20 protein-coding genes are annotated in these 23,099 nt (G+C 74.1%); 9 read left to right on the top strand and 11 right to left on the bottom strand.

The features are described 5' to 3' along the window. Positions 1–82 precede the first annotated feature (82 nt). Positions 83–1,018 (top strand): chymotrypsin family serine protease, encoded by a 936-nt coding sequence (locus tag O4U47_RS11080; protein WP_270677706.1) that lies wholly within the window; start codon positions 83–85, stop codon positions 1,016–1,018. After that, the gene (locus tag O4U47_RS11075; RefSeq protein WP_270677705.1) at positions 1,015–1,278 is read left to right on the top strand and encodes a hypothetical protein; all 264 of its coding nucleotides are present in this window, start codon (positions 1,015–1,017) and stop codon (positions 1,276–1,278) included. Before O4U47_RS11080 ends, O4U47_RS11075 begins: the two co-directional genes overlap by 4 nt. Before the next feature lie 80 nt (positions 1,279–1,358). On the opposite strand, the gene O4U47_RS11070 is transcribed toward O4U47_RS11075, so the two are convergent. The 5 genes from O4U47_RS11070 to O4U47_RS11050 all read right to left on the bottom strand — a co-directional run bounded on the left by O4U47_RS11070 (position 1,359) and on the right by O4U47_RS11050 (position 8,779). Further along, positions 1,359–2,798, bottom strand: coding sequence for a gamma-aminobutyraldehyde dehydrogenase (locus tag O4U47_RS11070; RefSeq protein WP_270677704.1), 1,440 nt, complete (start codon positions 2,796–2,798; stop codon positions 1,359–1,361). Positions 2,799–2,892: 94 nt separating this feature from the next. Then, complete coding sequence (locus tag O4U47_RS11065) at positions 2,893–4,401, bottom strand: purine-cytosine permease family protein (protein ID WP_270677703.1); 1,509 nt, start codon at positions 4,399–4,401, stop codon at positions 2,893–2,895. A 55-nt stretch (positions 4,402–4,456) separates the two neighbouring features. Then, positions 4,457–6,079, bottom strand: a complete 1,623-nt coding sequence (locus tag O4U47_RS11060) for a thiamine pyrophosphate-binding protein (protein WP_270677702.1) — start codon at positions 6,077–6,079, stop codon at positions 4,457–4,459. A 142-nt stretch (positions 6,080–6,221) separates the two neighbouring features. After that, positions 6,222–7,166, bottom strand: a complete 945-nt coding sequence (speB, locus tag O4U47_RS11055) for an agmatinase (protein WP_270677701.1) — start codon at positions 7,164–7,166, stop codon at positions 6,222–6,224. 74 nt (positions 7,167–7,240) lie between these two features. Then, positions 7,241–8,779 (bottom strand): sodium:solute symporter, encoded by a 1,539-nt coding sequence (locus O4U47_RS11050; RefSeq protein ID WP_270677700.1) that lies wholly within the window; start codon positions 8,777–8,779, stop codon positions 7,241–7,243. A gap of 226 nt (positions 8,780–9,005) precedes the next feature. On the opposite strand from O4U47_RS11050, the gene O4U47_RS11045 reads away from it, so the two are divergent. Further along, positions 9,006–10,592 carry a PucR family transcriptional regulator gene (locus O4U47_RS11045; RefSeq protein ID WP_270677699.1) on the top strand — a complete coding sequence of 529 codons (1,587 nt, stop codon included), beginning with the start codon at positions 9,006–9,008 and terminating at the stop codon, positions 10,590–10,592. A gap of 124 nt (positions 10,593–10,716) precedes the next feature. Here O4U47_RS11045 and O4U47_RS11040 read toward each other — a convergent pair whose 3' ends face one another. Further along, positions 10,717–11,418: a TetR/AcrR family transcriptional regulator gene (locus tag O4U47_RS11040; protein ID WP_270677698.1), complete on the bottom strand. Its 702-nt coding sequence runs from the start codon at positions 11,416–11,418 to the stop codon at positions 10,717–10,719. Between the two features lie 556 nt (positions 11,419–11,974). On the opposite strand from O4U47_RS11040, the gene O4U47_RS11035 reads away from it, so the two are divergent. The 3 genes from O4U47_RS11035 to O4U47_RS11025 all read left to right on the top strand — a co-directional run bounded on the left by O4U47_RS11035 (position 11,975) and on the right by O4U47_RS11025 (position 16,207). Continuing rightward, complete coding sequence (locus tag O4U47_RS11035; protein WP_270677697.1) at positions 11,975–13,102, top strand: S1 family peptidase; 1,128 nt, start codon at positions 11,975–11,977, stop codon at positions 13,100–13,102. A gap of 189 nt (positions 13,103–13,291) precedes the next feature. Then, positions 13,292–14,386, top strand: coding sequence for a Zn-dependent alcohol dehydrogenase (locus tag O4U47_RS11030; RefSeq protein WP_270677696.1), 1,095 nt, complete (start codon positions 13,292–13,294; stop codon positions 14,384–14,386). Positions 14,387–14,467: 81 nt separating this feature from the next. Next, a complete protein-coding gene (locus O4U47_RS11025; protein ID WP_270677695.1) occupies positions 14,468–16,207 on the top strand; it encodes a class I adenylate-forming enzyme family protein in 1,740 nt (579 codons plus the stop codon). 57 nt (positions 16,208–16,264) lie between these two features. Here O4U47_RS11025 and O4U47_RS11020 read toward each other — a convergent pair whose 3' ends face one another. Further along, a complete protein-coding gene (locus tag O4U47_RS11020) occupies positions 16,265–17,515 on the bottom strand; it encodes an acyl-CoA dehydrogenase family protein (protein ID WP_270677694.1) in 1,251 nt (416 codons plus the stop codon). Between the two features lie 92 nt (positions 17,516–17,607). Between O4U47_RS11020 and O4U47_RS11015 the strand changes: the two genes are divergently transcribed. After that, a complete protein-coding gene (locus O4U47_RS11015) occupies positions 17,608–18,717 on the top strand; it encodes an acyl-CoA dehydrogenase family protein (RefSeq protein ID WP_270677693.1) in 1,110 nt (369 codons plus the stop codon). 53 nt (positions 18,718–18,770) lie between these two features. Next, the gene (locus O4U47_RS11010) at positions 18,771–19,484 is read left to right on the top strand and encodes a hypothetical protein (RefSeq protein ID WP_270677692.1); all 714 of its coding nucleotides are present in this window, start codon (positions 18,771–18,773) and stop codon (positions 19,482–19,484) included. Between the two features lie 21 nt (positions 19,485–19,505). Here the strand turns inward: O4U47_RS11010 and O4U47_RS11005 are convergent, their stop codons facing one another. Together O4U47_RS11005 and O4U47_RS11000 are read right to left on the bottom strand one after the other, a co-directional pair. Then, positions 19,506–20,198, bottom strand: a complete 693-nt coding sequence (locus tag O4U47_RS11005) for an alpha/beta fold hydrolase (RefSeq protein WP_270677691.1) — start codon at positions 20,196–20,198, stop codon at positions 19,506–19,508. Between the two features lie 109 nt (positions 20,199–20,307). Then, a complete protein-coding gene (locus tag O4U47_RS11000; protein WP_270677690.1) occupies positions 20,308–21,549 on the bottom strand; it encodes an MFS transporter in 1,242 nt (413 codons plus the stop codon). Positions 21,550–21,672: 123 nt separating this feature from the next. Between O4U47_RS11000 and O4U47_RS10995 the strand changes: the two genes are divergently transcribed. Beyond that, the gene (locus tag O4U47_RS10995) at positions 21,673–22,566 is read left to right on the top strand and encodes a LysR family transcriptional regulator (protein WP_270677689.1); all 894 of its coding nucleotides are present in this window, start codon (positions 21,673–21,675) and stop codon (positions 22,564–22,566) included. On the opposite strand, the gene O4U47_RS10990 is transcribed toward O4U47_RS10995, so the two are convergent. Together O4U47_RS10990 and O4U47_RS10985 are read right to left on the bottom strand one after the other, a co-directional pair. After that, complete coding sequence (locus tag O4U47_RS10990) at positions 22,554–22,802, bottom strand: DUF397 domain-containing protein (RefSeq protein WP_270677688.1); 249 nt, start codon at positions 22,800–22,802, stop codon at positions 22,554–22,556. The two genes, O4U47_RS10995 and O4U47_RS10990, sit on opposite strands and share 13 nt — an antisense overlap. A 76-nt stretch (positions 22,803–22,878) precedes the next feature. Then, the gene (locus O4U47_RS10985; RefSeq protein WP_270677687.1) at positions 22,879–23,091 is read right to left on the bottom strand and encodes a Scr1 family TA system antitoxin-like transcriptional regulator; all 213 of its coding nucleotides are present in this window, start codon (positions 23,089–23,091) and stop codon (positions 22,879–22,881) included. Between the last annotated feature and the right edge of the window lie 8 nt (positions 23,092–23,099).

The following is a 23,099-nucleotide window of genomic DNA, read 5'->3' as shown; positions in this document are numbered from 1 at the left end:
TCGGAGCACTACGAGCCGTATCCGATCGTGAGACTTGCGTAGCTCCTCCCCCAGCGGTCCCTCCCACCCCCCAGGAGACGCCATGCACCTGGATTCCTGCCGAGAGCTCAAGCACGACCTGCGCGGCCGGATCATCACCCCCGCCGACGCCGCCTCCCCCTTCCTGGCCCTGGGGATCGAGGCCACCTCCCAGGACCAGTTCAGGCTGGCGGTACGGGTGCGTGAGGCCGCGCCCCTGGGCGACCTGCTCGCACGGATCTCCGGCGAGGCCCGCGGCGAGGTCGACGTCGTGGAGGTCGGGGAGATCCGGGCCCTGTCCCCGTTCACTCCGGAGGAGATGCAGAAGCCGCACCGGCCGCTGGTCCCGGGCTGCTCGGTGGGGCACCCGGACGTCACCGCGGGCACGCTCGGCGCCTTCGTCGAGGTCGACGGTGTCGTGCACGCGCTGTCCAACAACCATGTCCTGGGCAACACCGGCGAGGCGCGCGTCGGCGACAGGGCGCTGCAGCCGGGCGCCGCCGACCGCGGCCGCGACCCCGACGACCGCTTCGGCGAGCTCGTCGCGATGAGCGACCTGAAGCGGGACCGGCCGAACCGGGTGGACGCGGCGATCGCGCGGATCGACGACGGGGTGGAGCACGACCCGGCGCGCTATCCGGGCGGCCCGGTCACCGGGGCCGCCGCCGAGCCCGGCGGCGCGACCGCGGTGGAGAAGTGCGGGCGCACGACCGGCCACACCCGCGGCCGGATCACCGCTTTCGAGGTGGACGGGCTGAGGATCTCCTTCCCCGGTGGGGAGCTGGTCTTCGACGACCAGCTGGAGGTCTCCGGCGACGCCGGCCGGTTCAGCGCCGGTGGCGACTCCGGGTCGCTGATCTGGGCCCGCGAGGGGCGCGAGGCCGTCGGCCTGCTGTTCGCCGGGAGCAGCTTCGGCGGCCCCGACGGCACCGGGCTGACCTACGCCAACCCGATCGGCCTGGTGCTGGAGGCGTTCGGCGCCCGGCTGGTGGCGCCGTGACGACCCTGCGCCAGGCGCGGCTGGCCAAGGACCTGGTCCGCCGGTGGCTGGGCGGCGACCCGCGGGTGCGGGGCGTGGGGATCAGCGTGGACGCGGGGGGCGGCTTCGCGGTGGAGGTCCTGCTGGAGCGGCCGCTCGACGAGGCGCCGCCGGAGCGCCAGCCGGTCGAGGAGCCCGAGGACGGCCCGGACGAGGTCCGGCTGCGCTGGCGCGTGGTCGGGCCGATCGAGCCCCGGGCGCAGGACCCGGGCCAGGGCTGAGCCCTCTCCCCCGGCCCGGTTCCGTGCCACGGCGCCGGGCCGGGCGGCGGTGCTCACGGCGGCGGTGTGCCCGGAGGCGGTCAGGACAGCGCGCTCATCACGTGCTTGACGCGGGTGTAGTCCTCCAGGCTGTAGGCCGACAGGTCCTTGCCGTACCCCGAGCCCTTGAAGCCGCCGTGCGGCATCTCCGAGGTGAGGCCGCCGTGGGTGTTCACCCACACCGCGCCGAAGTCCAGTTCGGCGCCCATGCGCAGCGCGCGGCCGTGGTCGCGGGTCCACACCGACGACGCGAGGCCCTGCTCGACCCCGTTGGCCAGCTCGACGGCCTCGTCCTCGGTGGAGAAGGCCTGGACCGTGAGGACCGGCCCGAACACCTCTTCGCGCACGATCTCGTCGTCCTGGCGGAGCCCGGAGACGACGGTGGGCGCGATGAAGTAGCCGCGCTCGCCCGCGCGCTCCCCGCCGGTCTCCACCTTGGCGTGCGCGGGAAGGCTCTTCAAGAGCCCGAGCACCCGGCCGAACTGGTCGGCGTTGTTCAGCGGGCCGAAGTCGGAGTCCTCGTCCACGGGGCGCCCGGTTCTCTGCTCTGCAGCGCGTGCGGCGAGTTCGGCGGTGAACGCCTCACGGATCGACTCGTGCACGATGACCCGGCTGGCGGCAGTGCAGTCCTGCCCGGCGTTGAGGAACCCGCCCGCGATGATGCCTTCGACGGTGGCCGGGATGTCGGCGTCCTCGAACACGACGGCGGGCGCGTTGCCGCCGAGCTCCAGGTGCGGGCGCTTCAGGTCTTCAGAGGCGGACTTGGCGACCTGCACGCCCGCGCGCGTGGAGCCGGTGAGGGACACGAGCCGCGGGACGGGGTGCTCGACCACCAGCCGCCCGGTGTCGCGGTCGCCCGGCAGGACGTTCAATGCCCCCTCGGGCAGGTGCGGCGCGGCGATCTCGGCGAGCATCACCGTGGTGGTGGGAGTGCTCTCGGCCGGCTTGAGGACGGCGGTGTTGCCCGCCGCGAGGGCCGGGGCGATCTTCCACACCGCCATCATCAGCGGGTAGTTCCACGGCGTGATCTGCGCGCACACGCCGACGGGCTCGCGCCGGATCCAGGAGGTGCAGCCCTCCATGTACTCGGCGGCCGAGCGCCCCTCCAGGTGCCGGGCCGCCCCCGCGAAGAAGCGCAGGTTGTCCACGCACATCGGGATCTCCTCCTCCAGCATGGAGGAGCGCGGCTTGCCGGTCTCGCGGCATTCGGCGTCGGCGAACTCCTCAGCGCGCTCGCGCAGCGCGTCGGCGATGGCCAGCAGGGCGTCCTGGCGCCGGGTGGGCGTGGCCTTGCGCCAGACGCGGAACGCGCTCTGCGCGGCCGACATGGCGGCCTCCACCTCGGTGGAGCCGCACACGGCCGCGGCTCCCGCGCGCGCTTCGGTCACCGGGTCGGTCAGGTCCATGGTGCGGTCGCCCGCGGGCGGGACGAAGCCGCCCGCGATGAAGGCCGGCAGGGTGTCGAACTCGCGGGTGCGCATCGGGTCACTCGCCTCTCGTCTCGGTTCCTCGTCGGACAGGTGCGCCCGCAGGCGCGGTGGGTAGCGGTGGGTATTCGGCGGCCGGTCCGCCCCTTCAGCGGACCGCGGGCTCCGGCGCCGACCGCTCCTCCCGGGCCTCGGGGGCGCACGGCACCCACCGCGGCCCCTGCGGGCCGAAGACCTCGCGCGGTTCGGGGGCGACGACCATCGCCACCGGGTAGGCCACGGCCGCGGTCAGCAGGGCGACGGGGAGGCTGAGGTCGAGGCCCCCGGCCAGCGTGCCGAGCGGCCCGACCAGCAGCGGGGTGTTGGCGAAGAGCAGGCCCGCGGCGGCGGCCAGGCCCCAGGCGGCGCCCGCGCGCCAGTTGGTCCCGCGGGTGAACCAGTAGGCGCCGCCCCGGCGCCCCTCGTTGAACACCTGCAGGTCCTCGACCAGGTAGTGGCCCCTGCGGAACAGGTAGCCGAGCATGAGGACCACCATCCACGGCGAGGTCAGCAGCACGATGAGGATCGCCAGCGCGTTGATGGTGTCGACCGCCTCGAACACGAACGCCCCGGTGAACACCAGCAGCAGCGCGAGCGCCCCCACCACGACCGTGCCCTGCACCCGGTTCAGGCGCGGCACCAGCGAGGAGAAGTCCAGGCCGGTGCCGTAGAGCGCGGTGGTGCCGGTGGACAGCCCGCCGATGAGGGCCACCAGCAGCAGCGGCACCGCGTACCACCCCGGCGAGGCGGCCACCAGGCCCACGACGTAGTCGCCCGGGTCGGCCACCAGGGTGGCGGTGGCCACGCCGAACCCGAACGGAAGCAGCGTGGCCAGCTGCGCCAGGAAGGGGGCGGCCAGCAGCCGCGGGACGGGGGTGGAGGCGGGGATGTAGCGCGCCCAGTCGCCGAGGAAGCCGCCGAAGGAGACGGGGTTGGCCATGATCGTCAGCACCGCCAGCCCCCACGTCGGCCAGAAGCCGCCGAGCAGGTACTGGCCCGTCCCGGAGTAGGAGGGGTCGAACGTGCCGCCGTAGGCCACCGCGCCGAGCACCATCAGGGCGCTCCCGGCGACCACCGCCACCTTGTTGACCAGCAGCATGAACTGGTAGCCGTACACGCACACCGCGAACACCGCCAGCGCGATGGCGCCGTAGGCGGCCGCGCGCACCCCGTCGCCGCCGCCCAGGCCCAGCCGGGCGGCGGCCCCGGCGATCGCGTCGCCGCTCACCCACACCGAGATGGAGAAGAAGGCGACGGCGGTCAGCAGCGACAGCAGCGAGCCCAGGCCGCGCCCCACCACGCCGAAGTGCGCCCCGGAGGAGACGGCGTTGTTGGTGCGCGTGCGCGGGGCGAACAGCGCCATGGGCGCCAGGATGAGCGCGCCCAGCACCACCCCGGCCGCCGTGGCCGCGGCGGCCGCCCAGAAGCCCAGGCCGTAGGCGATGGGCAGGGTGCCCAGGATGATGGTGGCGAAGGTGTTGGCGCCGCCGAAGGCGAGGCGGAACAGGTCGAGCGGGCCGGAGGTCTGCGCTTCGGGCGGCAGCGGCGCCACGCCGTAGGCCTCCACCTCGGTGACACGCTGGCGCCGCCGGGGCGCCTCGGTTCGCTGCTCGGTCATGGGTCGTCTCCTGGAGGTGGAGGGAACGGGGGATGCCACCGGGGGCCGGGGCCGGTCAGTCCAGGTGGGTGGGGGCGAACATGCGCAGTACGGCGGGCAGCACCACGACGCTGGGGCCGGGCGCGGCCAAGGCGGCGGCCAGGTCGCCGCGGAGCCGGTCGATGTCGGTCAGCACCGCGGACACCCCGAAGGACCCGGCGAGCGCGGTGAAGTCGGGGCGCGCCAGCTCGGTGTGCGAGGCACGGCCGAAGGCGCCGTTCATGTACTCGCGCAGGATGCCGTAGCCGCCGTCGTCGACGATCAGCCACGTGACGTCGAGGTCGTGCTGGCGCGCGGTGGCCAGCTCGGCGATGCCGTACATGGCGCCGCCGTCGCCGGAGACCGCGAGCACCGGCCCGTCGTGGGCGGCGGCCGCGCCGAGCGCGGCGGGCAGGCCGTAGCCGAGGCCGCCGGTCCCCTGCGCGCTGTGCATGGCGCCGCCGCGCGGGTCCCAGGCCGACCAGGCCCAGTACCCGAGGATCGTCATGTCCCAGTAGCTCGGGGCTCCGTCGGGCAAAGCCTCGCGCACCGCTTCGAGGACACGGGCCTCGGTCTCCAGGCCCTGCCCCGCGAGGCGGTCGGCGACCTTGCGCTTGACGTCCGCGGTTTCGTGTTCGGCCCGTTCGGAGCGCGCGCGGGGCGTGACGCGTGCCGCCAGGGCGTCAAGGGCGGGGGCGGCGTCGGCGTGAATGCCGAGGGCGGGGCCGTTGGCCTCCAGCTTTCCCATGTCGGCCTCGATCTGGACGACCCGGCCCTTGGGGCGCATCGTGTGGTAGTTGCTGGACAGCTCGCCCAGGCCGGAGCCGACGACGAGCAGCACGTCGGCCTGTTCCAGGTATTCGGTGGTGTGCCGGTCCTCCAGCCAGGACTGTAGGGAGAGGGGGTGTTCCCAGGGGAAGGCGTCCTTGCCGCCGAAGGTGCAGGCGACCGGCGCCTGCAGGTGTTCGGCCAGGCGCAGCAGCGCGCCCTGGGCCCGGGCGCGGGAGACGCCGCCCCCTGCGAGGACGACGGGCCGCTCCGCGCCGTCGAGCAGGCGTGCGGCCTCGTCGACGAGCTCAGCGCGCGGGCGCAACGGCTCCGGGGAGCCGTCGACGTCGGACACGGGCGGCAGCTCCACCGGGGCGAGCAGTACGTCCTGCGGGATCTCCACCCACACCGGCCCTGCGGGCGCGGCGGCGGCGCTCCGCCAGGCTTCGGCGATCGCCGAGGGGATCTGCGAGGCGTGGCGCACCGTGTGCACGGACTTGACGACGCCACGGGCCGATGCCGACTGGTCGGCAAGCTCGTGCAGGAAGCCGCGCCGCGCGCCGCCCAGTCCCTCAGAGGGGATCTGGCTGCTGATGCACAGCACCGGGGCGGAGGCGGCCGCCGACTCCTGGAGGGAGGCCAGGGTCAGCAGGGCGCCGGGGCCGGTCGACACCAGCAGCGGGGTCACGTCACCGGTCAAGCGCGCGTGGCCGTCGGCGGCGAACGCGGCGTTGTTCTCCACTCGGCTGGAGACGAACCGCACCTCGGGCCGGGACTGCAGGGCGTCGAACAGCCCCAGCGCGTGTTGCCCGGGGATGCCGAAGGCGGTGCGCGCCCCCAGGGCGGTCAGCGTCTCGGCGGCGACGTCGCCGCCGTTGCGGGGTCGTGTCACGGAAGACGGCCTTTCGGTGCGGTACGGCGCTGTTCGGATCGGCGCGGCGCCCCCCCCGGGGGCGGGCCGCCGTCGTCGACGATCAGCCTCGTGACGTCGAGGGGCGGCGCCGCGCGCTGGGGTGTCGGGTCCCGTTCAGGGCTCAGTGCTTGTTCAGGGCGAGGACGCTGACGAGGTCGTAGGCGACGTGGCAGGCTGCGGTGGCGGTGATCTGGGCGTGGTCGTAGGCCGGGGCGACCTCGACCACGTCGGCGCCGACCAGGTTGCACGAGCCCAGGCCGCGCAGGATCTCCAGCAGTTCGCGGCTGGTGATGCCGCCCGCCTCGGGCGTGCCGGTGCCGGGGGCGTGCGCCGGGTCGAGCACGTCGATGTCGACCGACACGTACAGCGGCCGGTCCCCCACCCGCTGGCGCAGCGCGTCGGCGATCTCGTCGACGCCCTTGCGCATCACGTCGGCCGCGGTGACGATGCCGAACCCGAAGCGGCGGTCGTCCTCCAGGTCCTTCTTGCCGTAGAGGGGGCCGCGGGTGCCGACGTGGCAGATGGCCTCGGTGTCGAGGATGCCCTCCTCCACGGCGCGGCGGAACGGGGTGCCGTGGGTGTAGGGCTCGCCGAAGTAGGTGTCCCAGGTGTCCAGGTGGGCGTCGAAGTGGACCATGGCGATCGGGCCGTGCTGGGCGTGCAGGGCGCGCAGCAGCGGCAGCGCGATGGTGTGGTCGCCGCCCAGGGTGACCATGCGGGTCCCGTCCTGGATGAACCCGGTGGCGGCCTCCTGGAGGGTCTCCACGGCGTCGCCGATGGAGTAGGGGTTGACGGCGATGTCGCCGCCGTCGGCCACCTGGACCTCGGCGAAGGGAGACACGTCCAGGCCGGGGTTGTAGGGCCGCAGCAGCCGGCTCGCCTCGCGGATGGAGGCGGGGCCGAAGCGCGCGCCGGGGCGGTAGGACACGCCCGTGTCGAAGGGGACCCCCACCACCGCGATTCCGGCGTGGTCGACCTGGTCCAGCCGCGGCAGGCGGGCGAAGGTCGCCGGCCCGGCGAACCGGGGGACGCGGCTGGAGTCGGTGGGGCCGATCGGTGCGGACATCGTCGCAGGCCTCTCTCGTCTGTCGTTCGCTTCCGCTGCGGTCGGCAGCGCTGGTGTCGGGCGGGCGGGCTCGGTCAGCCCGCGCCCTCGTCGGAGGCCACCGGGGTCGTCCGGTCGGCGCTCGGGGATTCGGGTCCGGCCCCGGGCCGGGGGCCGTCGGCGCCCGCGTCGGCCTCGCCCCGCACGCGGCGCTGCCAGGCGTCGAGGACGGCGGGCTCGGTCGGCCGGGTGGCGAGGCTGACCGCGATGTAGGCGGCCAGCGAGGCGCCGAGGCCGTAGTAGATGGCCTCGTTGGCGAGCATCCCCTTGGCGGCCATGGTGGCGATGACGGTCGCGGCGCCCACGAGCATGGAGGCCAGCGCCCCCGGGCGGGTGCCGCGGCGCCACACCAGTCCGCCGAGGATGGCCACGAGCAGGCCGCCCACGAGGATGTTGTAGGCGACGGTCAGCCCGGCGACCACGTCGTCCACCAGCAGGGACACGGCGATGGTCCCGGCGCCCAGCACGAGGGTGGTGATGCGGTTGGAGGCGACCTCGTCGCGCTCCCCCTCGGCCGCGCCGCCGGAGGGGGCGCCGCGCCGCCACAGCCGCCGGGCCTCCGGCAGCAGGTCGGTGGAGGTCACCGCCGAGCAGGCGATCAGGGCGCCGCTGGCCGTCGACATGACCGCGGACAGGGCGGCGGCCAGCACCAGTCCGGCCAGCCCGGTCGGCAGGGTGTCGGCGACGATGAGGGAGAAGGCGTCGTCGGGGTTGTCCAGCCCGGGGAAGAGCACGGCGGCGGAGGTGCCGATGAGCGCCCCGGCCACGGCGTAGACCAGGCAGTAGACCCCGGCGCCCAGGCCGCCGCCGGTGACGGTCGCGTCGTTGCGGCCGGTGAAGACGCGCTGCCAGATGTCCTGGCCGATGAGGATCCCCAGCGCGTAGATGAGGAAGTAGGTGGCGATCGTGCCGCCGCCGATGCTGAACGGGGCGAAGTGGTCGGGGCCCAGGGCCTCGCGCATCCCCGAGAACCCTCCGGCGTGCCAGACCGCCACCGGGGTGAGGATGAGCAGCAGGCCGAAGGTCTTGATGAGGAACTGGGCCATGTCGGTCAGCGTCACCGACCACATGCCGCCCAGGGTGGAGTAGGTGACCACGATCGCGCCGCCGAGGATGATGGCGACGGCGCGGGGCATGTCGAAAAGCCCGCTGAAGACGGTGGAGAAGGCCAGCGTGGAGGGCACCGTCAGCATGAAGGTGTAGCCCCACATGACCAGGCCGGACACGGCGCGGGAGTTGCCGCCGTAGCGCAGGTCGAGCATCTGGGCCACGGTGTAGACGCGCAGGCGGGAGATGCGGCGCGCGAAGAAGGCGTGCAGCAGGATGATGCCGGCGCCGATCGCGCCGACCATCCAGGCGCCGGACAGGCCGTAGGTGTAGCCGAGCCCGACGCCTCCGATGGTGGAGGCGCCGCCGAGGACGACGGCGGCCATGGTGCCCGAGTACATGAACGGGCCGAGTCGGCGGCCTGCGACCAGGTAGTCGCTCCGGTCGCGGGTGCGGCGCATGCCCCACCAACCGAGGGCGACCATGCCCGACAGGTAGAGCGCGATCACCGCGAGGTCGATCGTCATGCGTGCTCCTTGAACGGGGGAGTGTCCTGGCCTACGGGGGTCCGAGACCCGGATCACCGGATTCCTGCACGTTAAAGGCGCATAAGCTGGCCTGTAACTGGATGTTCTGCACAGCTCGGCCCCGCTGCCTGGCCGTTCCGTCCCGCCCACCCCTCCGCGCAGACCCCCGGGCGCCGGGGCGGGGACGCGCGGGTCCGGCGGGTGCGGGCGGGCGGGAAGGGGGCCCATGCACGGCGACGGGAGCGTCCCGCTCAAGCGTCTGCTGGACCGGCGCGACCTGGGTCTGCGCGCGGTCGTGCTGCCCGGGGATGAGCCGCCGTCGGTGCGCTGGGCGGCGGTGAGCGAGCTGCGCGACCCGGCCCCCTACCTGATCGGCGGGGAGCTGGTGCTCACCGCCGGGGTGAACATGTCCACCGCCCCGGACGACCTTGAGGCCTATGTGTCGGGGCTGGTGCGGGCCGGGGCAGGGGCCCTGGGGTTCGGGGTGACGCCGGTCTTCGACGAGGTCCCGGCAGAGCTGGTGGAGCGGTGCGCCGCGCACGGGCTGGCGCTGGTGGAGGTCGCCCGGTCGACGCCGTTCGTGGCGGTGGGGCGCGCGGTGGGCGCCTTGGTGGAGGAGGGACGCGTCGAGGAGGTGCGGCGGGTCAGCGAGGCCCACCGCGCGCTGGTGCGGTCGGTGACGGCGGCCGCCCCGGACGAGCGGGTGCTGGCCACTCTGGCCGGGGCGCTGGGCTGCTGGGCCGTGCTTCTGGACGGGCAGGACGTGGGCCCACGCCTCACCGCCGCGTCGCCGCCGCGCGACCTGGGGGCGGAGGTGGCCGAGCTGGCCGAGCGGCTGCGCCGCCCGCGGGGGCCGCGCAGCGCCAAGGCGGCGCTCGGCGGGGACCAGGTCTTCCTGCACGCGGTGGGCGAGCCGCCGCGCGAGCAGGGGGTGGTGGTGCTGGGGCGGCCTACACGGCTGGACATGGCCGAGCGGGCGGTGCTGGGCACGGCGGTGGCGCTGCTCGGCCTGCTCTCACGCGGGGCGTCCGCGGCGGTGCCGGGGCCGCTGCTGTGCCGCCTGCTGCTCGACGGGCAGGGCGCGCCGGACCTGGCGCCCTTGGTGGCTCCGCTGGCCGGCCGGGGCCTCTCTCCCGAATCCGGATCGGCCGACACGGCACCGGACACCTTCCGCGTCCTCCACGCGGTGCGGGCGGGCCGGGGCCCCGCCCCCGCGGCGGCCGACGCGGCGGCCGCACTCGGTACGGAACTGGCGGACCCGGGCACCCCCGGCGGGGATGTTCCGCTGCGCGCCGTCGTGGCCGACCGGGCGGACGGTGCCTCGTCGGACGGTTCGGCCGGTTCGGACGGCGAGGGGCCCACCGAAGCACTGGACGCCCTCTACCGCCGGGGCTGGCTCGGGGCGATGAGCAGAGCGGTCACGGTGGCGGAGCTGCCCCGGGCCGACGGGGAGGCCGCCGCCCTGCTGATCCGAGCGCGCGCGGCCGCCCGTCCCTTGGTGGCACGGGAAAGGGAGGACCCGCTCGAAGCGGCGATCGACCCCGCGGCGGCGGGAAAGGCGGCCAGGGCGCTGCTGGGGCCGTTGGCCGAAGAGGGCGAGTCGTCGGCGATGCTGCGGGAGACCCTGCGCGCGTGGTTGGCGAGGAACGGCAACTGGGACCGGACCGCCGCCGACCTGGGAGCGCACAGGAACAGCGTGCGGTACCGGATCGGGAGGATAGAGAGGGATCTGGGCATCGACCTGTCCGACCCGGAACAGAGGATGCGGATGTGGTTCGCGGTGACACGCATACCGGACACCGGTCGGGGATAACGCCGCCGCCCGGCCGTTCCGTCCGGAGCGGGGTGGTTCCCTTGGCCTGCTCGCGGAGTGCCGGGCCCCTCGCGGTGCGGGAGGGTGGCGGCTCGGCCACCCCCACCCCCGCCCGTCCGGCGGGTCAGTGGGCAGGGCCGATCGGGGCACCGGCCGGATTCGCCCCTGCGGGCGGTTCCTCCGGCGGGGCCGGGGAAGCGGCGGACTCGCCCGAGGCCGCGTAGCGTTCGGCTCCGGCCAAGGCCAGGGTCACGATGCGCCTGGTCAGGGTCTCCGGGGTCTCCTCGGGGTGTTGCAGGAGCCAGTCGGTCAAGGCGTCCGCCGCGCCCGCCGCCACGTGGGCCAGGACCTCGGCGTCCTTCTCCGAGACCAGGCGGCCGCCGCCCTCGGTCGCCGTGCCCGTCACCACCAGGGAGGTGATCTCCTCCATCACCCTGCAGCGCGCCTGGAAGACCTCCCGGGAGAACGGCTCGCCCTGGGTCCTGGCCTGCTGGTAAAGGACGATCCAGCTCTCCCTGTTGTCGGCGACGAACTCGAAGAACGCCCGCAGGCCGGCCCACAGCCCTTCTCCCGGCGTCGCGCACCCGGACACGCCCGCGCGGACCGCCTCGACCAGGCGGTCGGCCTCGCGCCGGATGCACGCGGTGAACACGCCCTCCTTGGAGCCGAGGTAGATGTAGACCATCGGCTTGGAGATGCCCGCCTCGTCGGCGATCTCCTCCACCCCGGCGCTGTGGTAGCCCCGGCGCGAGAAGACGCGGATGGCGGCGTCGATCATCTGCTGCTCGCGGACCTCCCGCGGAAGCCGCCTGTGCTTGGTTCCCACGGCGCACGACCCTATCGAGGCGCGCGGCGGCCCTCCCCTGCCGGTCGGCCCGGACGGCGGGGCGGGAACGGACCGGAGGGAGGGGCGGAGGTCCCGTGCGCCGGGCGCCCCGGAAAGGTCCTACCGTCACACCTGGAGCCCCAGGTGATTGCACTCCGTATACACCACCTGGCCTCATCCGGCCGCCGAGCCCCTCTAGCCCTCGCCCGGCCTCCCTCTTATGGGGCCCAGCATGATCGCTCTGACCACCGGAGATAAGGCCCAGCTAAAAGCCGTTCCGGAGGTTGGACCCACAGGCGCGCCCCGCCGCCTCCCCCTACCGCCGTGTATCGCCCCACCCGCCCTCCGCTAGGCACGGTGTGCAACAGCCGTGTTGCTCAACGGGTCGATTCGCTTATAGTCGCGAACTGTTTACCGATCGTCCGGTGGACACTCCGCCCGGCCCACAAGGCCGGGTGCCCCAAGACGTCCCGTCGGCCCGGCTCCGGCCGCAGGCACGGCGGGCGTCCGACCGCTCGACGAGTTCGCTGACTCCCCACCGCAAGGAGTAAGGAACGTGCGGAAATCCCCCTTCATTCGCCTCCTCGGCGGATCGACGCTGGCCGTGGGCCTGATCGCCGCCGCCCCCACCGGCGCCCAGGCCGACGCCTTCCCCGAGGGCACCGAGCCGCTGGCCCAGGCCCTGGAGCGCGACCTGGGCGTGGCCTCCGGCCAGGCCGATGACCTGCTCACCGCCGAAGCCGACGCCCGCTCCGTCCAGGAGGCCGCCCAGGAGGCCGCGGGCGCGGCGTTCGCGGGCGCGGTCTTCGACACCGATACCCGCGAGCTGACCGTCTCGGTCGCCGACGCCTCCGCCGTGGAGGCCGTCGAGGCGGCCGGCGCCGAGGCCCGCGTGGTCGAGGCCAGCCAGGACGACCTGGAGGCCGTCATGGCCGACCTGGACGCCGAGGCCGAGGACGGCGTCTCCGACAAGGTGACCGGCTGGTACGTCGACGTGGAGTCCAACTCCGTGGTCGTCGAGGCCGTGGACGGCGCCGAGGGCCTGGCCGAGGACCTCGTCGCCGACGCCGGCGTCGACGCGGCCGACGTCACCGTCGAGGAGGGCGCCGCCAAGCCGGAGCCCTTCGCCGCGATCGTGGGCGGCGACGCCTACTACCCCGGCAACAGCCGCTGCTCGATCGGCTTCTCGGTCTCCGGCGGGTTCGTGACCGCCGGGCACTGCGGCAGCACCGGCACCTCCGTGCGCGGCTCGGCCGGCGAGTCGGGCCGCGTGGCCGGCTCCATCTTCCCCGGCCGTGACATGGGCTGGGTGCGGGCGAGCTCCGGCTGGACCCCCTCCCCCTACGTGAACAACTACTCCGGCGGCCGCGTGACCGTCCGGGGCAGCCAGGAGGCGTCCGTGGGCGCCTCGGTCTGCCGCTCCGGCTCGACCACCGGCTGGCACTGCGGCACCATCCAGGCCAAGAACCAGACCGTCAACTACTCGCAGGGCGCCGTCCACGGCCTGACCCGCACCACCGCGTGCGCCGAGCCGGGCGACTCCGGCGGCTCCTGGATGAGCGGCAACCAGGCCCAGGGCGTCACCTCCGGCGGCTCGGGCAACTGCTCCTGGGGCGGGACCACCTTCTTCCAGCCGGTGAACCCGATCCTCAGCCAGTGGGGCCTGTCCCTGACCACCGGCTGACCCCCTGTCCTCCATTCCCCTGCCTCACGGCGGCGGCGTCCCCTCGGGGGCGCCGCCGTCCGGCGTTCCCAGGGCTCCGGCCGACCCGCCCCTAGATTACCGACCGGTTGGTATTGTAAGCTCGCGCACACCCCCGGGGCGCGGCCCCCCTCGTCGCGCCCCCTGCCACGCACGCGCGGGAGACGCCACATGAGCACCACCGTCCGGGCCGCCCTCTTCACCTCCGTCGGGGAACCCCCCGCCATCGGCGAGGTGGTCCTCCCCGAACCGGGCCCCGGGCAGGTGCGGGTCCGGCTGGCGGCCGCGGGCGTGTGCCACTCCGACCTCTCGCTGTCCAACGGCACGCTCCCCCAGACGATGCCCGCCGTCCTCGGGCACGAGGGCGCGGGCACGGTCGAGGCCGTGGGCGAGGGCGTCGCCTCCGCCTCCCCGGGCGACCGCGTCGTGCTGAACTGGGCCCCCGCCTGCCGCGCCTGCTGGTTCTGCGCCAACGGCGAGCCGTACCTGTGCGAGCGCTCCGGCGAGGCCGCGCGCACGCCCTACGCCGCCCTCCCCGACGGCACGCCCGTGCACGCCGGCCTGGGCACCGCCGCCTTCGCCGAGGCGACCAACGTCCCCGAGAACGCCCTGGTGCCCCTGCCCGGCGACGTCGACCCGGGCGCCGCCGCACTGCTGGGGTGCGCCGTCCTGACCGGCTGGGGCGCGGTCGCCAACTCCGCCGGAGTGCGCGCGGGACAGTCGGCCGCGGTCATCGGCCTGGGCGGGGTGGGGCTGGCGGCCCTGCAGGCCGCCCGCATCGCCGGGGCCGACCCGGTCATCGCCGTCGACGTCTCCCCCTCCAAGGAGGAGCTCGCCCGCGCGCTGGGCGCCACCCACTTCGTCACGGCGGGCGACGCCGCCGCCAAGGAGGTCCGCGCCCTGACCGAGGGCCGCGGCGTCGACCACGCCTTCGAGGTGGTCGGCTCCTCGGCCGCGATCCGCAGCGCCTGGAGCATGACCCGGCGCGGCGGCACGGCCACCGTCGTGGGCGTGGGCGCCAAGGACGACCGGCTCTCCTTCAGCGCGCTGGAGCTGTTCCACTTCGCCCGCACCCTGCGCGGCTGCGTCTACGGCTCCTCCGACCCCGCACGCGACGTGCCCGCCCTGGCCGGGCTCGTCCGCGACGGCTCGCTCGACCTGGCCTCCATGGTCACCGACGAGATCGGCCTGGACGGCCTGCCCGACGCCTTCCTCCGGATGCGGGAGGGGCGCGGCGGCAGGTCGCTCGTCCGCTTCGGCCCCTGAGCCGGGCGCCCCCGGACGGGGCCGATCGCTGTTCCCTCCCCGCCCTGCCCCGGGCGGGGTCCGACCCTAGGGAGTGTGCGCATGACCGAACCCCCCGTCCAGCGACCGGTGCGCGCGATCGGCGCCGTGACCGCCCGCCTCCTCCATTCGGGAAGCCCCTACGAGATCGAGATCGCCGACGTCGGCGGGGTGCCCACGCGGGTCTGGAAGCACGCGGCGCCCACCCTCCGGGCGGCCCTGGAGGCGAGCCGGGACTTCGGCGACGCGCCCGCCCTGGTGTACGGGGACGAACGCCTCGGCCACGCCGACTTCTACCGGCACGCCGCCACCATGGCGCGGCGCATGGCCGAGGACTACGGGGTCGCCAAGGGCGACCGGGTGGCGCTGGCGCTGCGCAACTACCCCGAATGGGTGATCGCCTACTACGCGGCCGCCTCCATCGGCGCGGTCCTCGTCCCGCTCAACGCGTGGTGGAAGGGTGAGGAGCTGGAGTTCGGCCTCACCGACAGCGGGGCGAAGCTGCTCGTGGCCGACGGTGAGCGGATCGCCGCGCTGGGCGCGGCCCTGCCGCGCCTGGGCCTGCCGGTGATCGCGGTGCGCACCGACGGCCCCCTGCCGGAGACGGCGCGCCCGTGGCCGGAGGTGCTGGGCGAGGTGGCACCGGACGCCGAGCCCCCGGCGGCCGACCTCCACCCCGACGACCCGGCCAACATCTTCTACACCTCCGGCACGACCGGCCGCCCCAAGGGGGCGGTGGGCTCGCACCGGAACATGATCTCCAACCAGATCTCCGCCGACTACGCGCGCATCCGCTCACTCATGCGGCTCGGCCTGGACATGCCCGACGCCCAGGCGTTCCTGGACGCGGTCGGCGCGGCGACGGTGCTGTGCACGGTGCCGCTGTTCCACACCACCGGCGCCCAGTCGGTGATGTACCCGGCGCTGGCCAAGGGCGGGGCGCTGGTGCTGATGTACCGGTGGGACGCCGAGGAGGCGCTGCGCCTGATCGAGCGCGAGCGGGTCACCGCCATCACCGCGGTCCCGGCGATGATCTCGCAGATGCTCGCCTCGCCCCGGCTCGGCGAGTACGACCTGTCGAGCCTGCTGGTGCTGTCCAGCGGGGGCGCGCCCGCGGCCCCGGCGCTGGTCTCGCGCGCCCGCTCGGGGCTGCACGAGCTGATGCTGGGCCAGGGGTACGGGCTGACCGAGTCGTCGGCGATCGCCACGGTCAACGGCGGCAGCGACTACCTGCTGCGGCCCGACAGCGCCGGGCTGCCGGTGGCGGTGGTCGACGTCAAGGTCGCCGGGCCGGACGGCGCCGAGCTGCCGCCGGGCGAGGTCGGGGAGGTCCTGCTGAACGGGCCGGGGATCGTGCACGGGTACTGGAACCGCCCGGAGGCGACCGCCGAGACGTTCAAGGACGGCTGGCTGCACACCGGCGACCTGGGGCGCCTGGACGAGGACGGGTTCCTCTACATCGTCGACCGCGCCAAGGACATGATCATCCGCGGCGGCGAGAACGTGTACTGCGCCGAGGTGGAGGCGGCCATCCACGACCACCCCGCCGTGGGCGAGGTGGCGGTGGTGGGCGTGCCGCACGAGGTGTTCGGCGAGGAGGTGGCCGCGGTGGTCGGCCTGCTGCCGGGCGCCGAGCTCACCGTCGAGGGGCTGCGTGCTTACCTGGAGCCGAAGCTGGCGGCGTTCAAGATCCCCGAGCACATCCGGATCGTGTCCGAGGAGCTTCCGCGGAACGCGGCGGGCAAGCTGCTGAAGAAGCGCGTGAAGGCGGAGTTCAAGCTGGGGCGGGAGGAGGAGGCCTGAGGCGCCGGGGGCCGCCGGGAGGACCGCGGTGCTCCAGGGGACGTGCGGTGCTCTCCCTCACGCGCGCCGGTCGCGGGGAAGGCCCAGGACGCGCTCGGCGATGATGTCGCGCTGCACCTCGTCGGTGCCCGCGTAGATGGTGTCGGCCCGCGAGAACAGGAACAGCCGCTGCCAGCGGTCCAGGTCGTAAGGGGGCCCGGAGGCGAGTGCGCCTTCGGGCCCCACGACGTCCATGGCCAGCTCGCCCAGGCGCCGGTGCCAGCGCGCCCAGTGGATCTTGGAGATCGACGCCTCCGGGCCCGGTGCGCCCTCGGACAGGCCCGCCATGGTGCGCAGGGCGGTGGCGCGCATGGCCCGCACGTCGATCCACGCGCGCGTGAGCCGGTCGCGGAGGAGGGGGTCGCGGGCGGTGCCGTTGGCGCGGGCCACGTCGATCAGCGCGCGCAGTTCGCGCTCATAGCCGACCTGCCGCCCGAGCGTGGAGACGCCGCGCTCGAACCCCAGGGTGGCCATGGCGACGCGCCATCCCTCCCCCGGCGCGCCGACGATGTGGTCGGCCTCGGCGCGCGCGCCGTCGAAGAACACCTCGTTGAACTCCGAGGTTCCGGTGAGCTGCGTGATAGGGCGGACCTCCACCCCCTCCTGGCGCAGCGGGACGAGGAGGTAGCCGAGGCCGTGCCTACGGGTGGAGGCGGGGTCGGTACGCGCGAGCACGAAGCACCAGTCGGCCTCACGGGCGTGGGAGGTCCACACCTTCTGCCCGTGGATGCGCCAGTGCGCCCCGCCGGGTCCATCGCGCCATTCGGCGCGGGTGGAGACGGCTGCCAGGTCGGATCCGGCTCCGGGCTCCGAGTATCCCTGGCACCACAGTTCCTCTCCCCGCCTGATGGGCGGGAGGAATCGGCGCTGTTGGTCGGGCGTGCCCAGCGCGATGAGCGTGGGTCCGAGGAGCTCCTCGCCGATGTGGTTGACGCGCGCTGGGGCGTCGGCGAGGGCGTATTCCTCGTGGAAGGCGACCTGGCGTTCGATGTCGGCGCCGCGACCGCCGTGCCCGGTCGGCCAGCCGATGCAGGTCCAGCCTGCGGCGGCCATGTGCCGCTCCCATGAGCGGCGCAGGGCGAAGGCCTCATGGTCGCGGCCGGGACCGCCCATGCCGCGCGCGTCGGCGAACGCGCCGGTGAGGTTCTCCTCCAGCCAGGACCGGAACGCACGGCGGAAGCCGTCCACGGACGCGTCCGGCCCGTCCGGCGGCCCTTTCGGCGCGTCGGGGCCAGTGTCGGCGGCCCGGGCGGGGTCGGTGGTGGACATGCACGGCCCCCTCTGGTCCACGGCGGCGCACGCGGTTAACCTATCAAACGATTGTTAGGTGAATCAGGGCCCACCGCCCCCGGGAGGCCGACATGCGATTCCGCCCCGAGCACGCGGACCTGCGCGCCGGAGTCCGGCGCCTGCTGGCCCACCACGGAGGCGGCGCGGCCTGGCGGCTCCTGGCCGAACAGGTCGGGGCGCCGGGACTCGCCGTCCCCGAGCGCCTGGGCGGCGCCGGGTACGGCCCCCTGGAAGTACACGCGGTCATGGAGGAACTCGGGCACGCGCTCGCGGAGGTGCCGTTCCTGTCCTCGTCGGTGCTGGCCACGCAGGCGCTCCTGGGCTGTGAGGCCTCCCCCGCTCGGGACGCCTGGCTCGGGCGCCTGGCCGAGGGGACCGCCACGGCGACCCTGGCGTGGGAAGAGGACGACGAGGGGGACGCGCGGAACGGCGACGCACCTCGCTGTTCCGCCACGGACACCTCCGGGCGCTGGAGTCTCAGCGGCCGCAAGCCGCGCGTGCTGGACGCGGCCACGGCCGACCTGCTCGTCGTGGCGGCGGCGACAGGCGACGGTCCGGCCCTCTTCGCGGTAGCGCCCGACGCCGAAGGCGTCGAGCTCGCCGAACGCGTCCCGCTGGACCTTACTCGGCCCCGGGCCGACGTCGCGTTCGACTGCGCGGAGGCGCTGCCGCTCACCTTCCAGGGCAGTCGGGTACTGGCCGACGCCCTGACGGCCGCGAACGCCGCACTCACGGCCGAACAGGTCGGGGGCGCCGCGCGCTGCGTGGAGATGACGGTCGGGTACGCGGGGACGCGCGAACAGTTCGGCCGCCCCATCGGGTCCTTCCAGGCGGTCAAACACCGCCTCGCCGACATGTACGTGGATCTGGAGAGCGCACGCTCGCTCTCCTATGCGGCGGCGTTCTCTCTGGAGTCGGGGAACGCCGACGCGTGGGCCGACGTGTCGGCGGCCAAGTCCGCCTGCTCCGAGGCCTATCGGGAGATCGCCGGGGAGGCGATCCAGCTGCACGGGGGCATCGGGGTGACCTGGGAGCACGAGGCCCAGCGGCACTTCAAGCGCGCGCACGGCTCGGCGTCGCTGTTCGGCGCACCCGAATGGCACCGTCGGCGGCTGGCATCCGTCATAGGCCTGGAGGACGGCGCCGTGGACCAGCACCCCGGCGGCGCCCTCTCTCCGTGAGCGCCCGGTCGCGGGGACGCAGCGGCACGACCGCCCCGAACCATGGAAGACGCATGCACCAGCCGACGCACCACCACCCGTACGGCCATGACCCGTTGAAAGAGGGGATCCGAGTCGACGGCGTCCGGGCCAGCCCGGGCGGACGGCGGACCCTGCGGTTCGGGACGGCCGGTTACACGACCGATCCGCGCCCGGTCGTGAAAGTGCTCGACCGCGTCTTCTCCGCCTGGCCCATGTTCACCGCCTTCGCGGTCATGGTCCTGTCGGCGATCGGGTGGGCGGTCGGTGACCCGGGGACGGCGCTCCACGCGTTCGTCCCGGTGTTCCAGGGCGGCGTGGTCGGCGGCCTGGCCTACCTGCTGGCCGGTCTCTTCTACCACCAGGGAGGGGAGATCCTCGGCGAGATCGCGGCATACGCCCTGATGGGGATGCTGCTGTGGTTGCTCGTGGCGGGGCTGGTGTTCTGGCTGCTCCTGCTGCCGTTCCCGTCGGCACGACGGGCCCTGAAGGCATGGTGGAAGAAGCGCTGGCCGGACAAGGAGGACGGGAGCCGCCGCAAGTGGCGCAAGCGGGCCGCGGTCGAGCTGGTGCCCTACTCCAAGGTGGCGTCGGGCAGCCTGACCTACGACCGGCGGGGAGGCACGATGGTCACCTTGTGGTTCAAGGACGGCAGCCACATCGTGTACGCGGCCTGGGGCGAGTCCGGTCAGCACTTGGCCCGCGCCTTCCACCGGGCGCTGGGCGTCCGTTTGCGGACCGCCCTGTAGGCATATGGGCCCCGCAGCGGATCAGCTGCCGACCACGCGCTGCACGGCGCCGAGGATGTCGGCGGTCTCCTCCGGGCGGCTGACGTGGGGGCAGTGACCGGCGGCCACCTCTACGGGGCGGACGCCGAGCCGCTCCACGGCGGCGCGGCGCATCCAGTCGGGGCGCAGTGTGCGGTCCGCGGTCGGCAGGATGTAGGTGGACGGGACGTCCGCCCGGCCGTCGGCCGGGCGGTGCCGGTAGACCTCGGGCGGGGCGAACATGCGCAGGGTGCTGAGCGCCCACTCCTGCACGTCCTTGGCACAGTCGTGGAAGAGGAACCGGCGGGCGGCGTCGTGGTCGGAGGAGGGGTCGACGCCGATCCAGTCCTCGGCGAACATCGCGGCGGGGTCGTCCTGGGCCTCTTCCAGGAGGCTGCGCCCGCCGACGGTGTCGGGCACGTAGGCGGCGAGCCAGACCAGGGCCCCGGCGCCGACGGCGTCGGCCACGGCCGGGAGCAGGGCGCCCGAGCCGGAGTGCGCCACCACGACGGGGGTGCGCACCCGGTCGGCCGTCTGCTCGGCCGCGATCCGCGCGTGGTCCTCCACACCGAGGGCGGGGTCGCCCGGCAGGTCGACGGGGATGCCGGTATGGCCGCGCTGCGCGAGCGCCTCGCGCAGGAGGTCCCACCCGGCCGGCGATTGGGTCGTTCCATGGATGAGGACGAAGTCGGTCATGGCGCTCCCCTTCCCGTTCGAAGCCCCGACAACGCACGGAATGGACGCCCGCACGCGGGCCCGTGGCCGGAGGGAGGACTCTCCCCGGCCACGGGCACCCTTCATCCCTTCATCCCTTCTGGGCGGCCGCAGCCTTCCTCTCCGGGGAGCGCCCGACAAGGGCCACGCCGAGGGCCCCCAGGGCGAGGACTCCGCCGAGGACCATGGTCGATGTTCCACCGAAACCGTCGACCGCCCATCCCCCGGCGAGGGCGCCCAGGGCGATGCTCGCGTTGAACACGCCGACGAACAGCGCGGTGACGGTCTCGGTGTCCTTGGGGGCGGCCTTCATCATCCACGTCTGGGACGCCACCGAGACGCCCCCATAGGCCAATCCCCACAGGATCATCAGCGCACCCGCGCCGAGGACGGTGACCCCGGCCCAGGGGACCAGGAGCACGGCGGCGGCGAGTCCCAGGGCGAGCACCGCGAGCACGGCCCGGACCGACCGGGCCGCTCCCAGGCCCGCCAGGAAGTTGCCGACCACCCCGGCGATGCCGTAGACGAGCAGCAGCGTGCCGATCATCGCGGCGCCGATCCCGGCGGAGCCCTCCAAGACCGGTCGGACGTAGGTGTATGCGGCGAAGTGCCCGCTCACCAGGAGCACGGCGGCGGCCAGGCCGGTGGCCACACGCGGGTCGGCGGCAAGGCGCAGGGCGCCCCGCGCGCGCACGGGGGCGTCGGCCGGAAGCGGCGGGAGGAGCAGGGCCAGCGCTACGGCCACGAGGAGGGCGAGCAGCCCGAGGACGGCGAAGGCCTCGCGCCAGCCCGCAAGCGCCCCGGTATAGGTGCCGAGCGGGACGCCCAGGACCGAGGCGACCGCGATCCCACTGAAGATGAGCGAGGTCGCCGCGCCGACCGACCGGGCGGGGACCAGGCGCGGCGCCAGCCCGGCGGCGAGGGCCCACACGCCGCCCATGCCGATGCCGACGAGGACCCTGGCCGCGACCAGCACGGCGAACGTCGGCGCCCAGGCCGAGAGGAGGTTGGCCCCGGCCAGGAGCGCGGTGAGCAGGACGAGGGCGGTCCGGCGGTCGGTGCGCCCGATCAGCGCGGGGGCCAAGGGGGCGGTGGCGGCGGCCACCAGGCCGGTGACGGTGAGCGTGAGCCCGGCCGTGCCCTCGCTGACGGCGAGGGAGCCGCCGATCGGGGTGAGCAGGCCGACCGGGAGCATCTCGGAGGTGACGACGGTGAAGGTCCCCGTGGCGACGGCGGCCACGGCGGGCCACCCGCCCCGGCGCCGCGCGGCCACGGCGGCGGCGCCGGTGGTGTCGGAGGCGGGTGGAGGGGTCTGGGGTGTGGAGGTGGACATGGGGAGATCCAAGCCGGGGACGACTCGGACGAACAAGCACGAATCACTCATGCTTCAATGAGCCCGGCTCATCGATGCAGATGCGTCGGCGGGCGCAGGCGGGACGTCGACGGGGAGGCGCACGTGGCCGGAGTGGAGATCCGGGAGCTGGAGTGCTTCCTCGTCCTCGCCGAGGAGCTGCACTTCGGGAGGGCCGGGGAGCGCCTCTTCGTCTCGCAGAGCAGGGTGAGCCAGTTGTTGCGCGCCCTGGAGCGGCGGGTCGGCGCCCGGCTGGTGGACCGGACGAGCCGGAGGGTGGGGCTGACACCGTTCGGCGAGGAGTTCGCGGCGTCGCTGCGTCCGGCGTACGAGGCGCTGGCGGCGACGGTCGACCGAGCGCGCGCGGCGGCACGGGAGGAGGCCGTGCGGATGCGGGTGGGGTTCCAGGGGTTGATCTACGCCGGGGTGGCGGAGGCCGTGGTGGAGTTCCATGGGCGCTTCCCGGGGCACAGGGTGGACCTGACGGAGATCCCGCTGTCCGACCCGTTCGGGGCGCTGCGCGCGGGCGAGCTGGAGGCGGCCGTCGTTCTGCTGCCGGTGGAAGAGCCGGACCTGAGAGTGCTGGCGCGCCTACCGGACCAGCGGCAAATGGTCGCCGTGCAGGCAGGGCACGCGTTGGCGGGGAGAGAGGCCGTGGCGGCCGAGGAGCTGGCGGGCCTATCGCTCGTTCCGCTATCGGGCGATGCCCCGGAGTACTGGAAACGCGCGCAGAGCCCGGTCGCGACGCCGAAGGGAAGGCCGATCCCGCAGATGCCCGGCGTGAGCACTTTGCAGGAGGGGTTGACGAGGGTGGCTTCGGGGCTCGGGGCGATGATGCTGTGCGAGGCGACGGCAGAGCACAACCGTAGGGACGACGTGGCGTATGTGCCGGTGGACGGCACGCCCCCGTCGCGCCTGGCACTGGTCGGCCGGACGGACGGAGGCACCCCGGAGTTGAAGGCGTTGGCCGAGGCCGTGGAGGGCGGCTACTGGGGGTGAGCCGTCACGTGTCCGAGGAAGGCCCGCCACTCGTCACCCGGGAAGGACAGGTGGCCGTGGCCGGGATTCTGACTGTCGCGGACCTGCACGACGTGGGCCTGGGAGCGGCACTCGACGCAGTCGTTGGTTCCACCGCTGTAGCTGGACTTATGCCAGCTCTCGCCTAGGCGACACTCGACACAGTCGTTGCTCCCGCCGTTATAGCTGGACTTGCGCCAAGACGGTTCGCTGATCACTCGATCTCTCCTTGCACCTGCCCACTAAGGGCCAGTGGCGGGTCGGGAGGAAGCGCCACTCCTCTCAGGTCTGCCATCAACGCCACATGGTCGTCGACGGATTCCTGCTCCACGACCACACCGCCGCCTGACGCGTCTCCTGGTAGACGACCATGTCGCTGTCTGGGACACGGACGAGCTTGAACCCCCCCTCCAAACCTGGATGGTTCGTGGTAGCCGCAGGTATCACCAGCACCTCCGCCCGAGGCCAGGAGGCCACCTCCCGAAGCCGATCAAACTGGTCCTTCATGACGGCAG

The sequence above is a fragment of the Nocardiopsis suaedae genome, assembly GCF_027706745.1.
GTDB lineage: Bacteria > Actinomycetota > Actinomycetes > Streptosporangiales > Streptosporangiaceae > Nocardiopsis_A > Nocardiopsis_A suaedae.
This window is presented reverse-complemented; position numbering and strand designations above follow the sequence as displayed.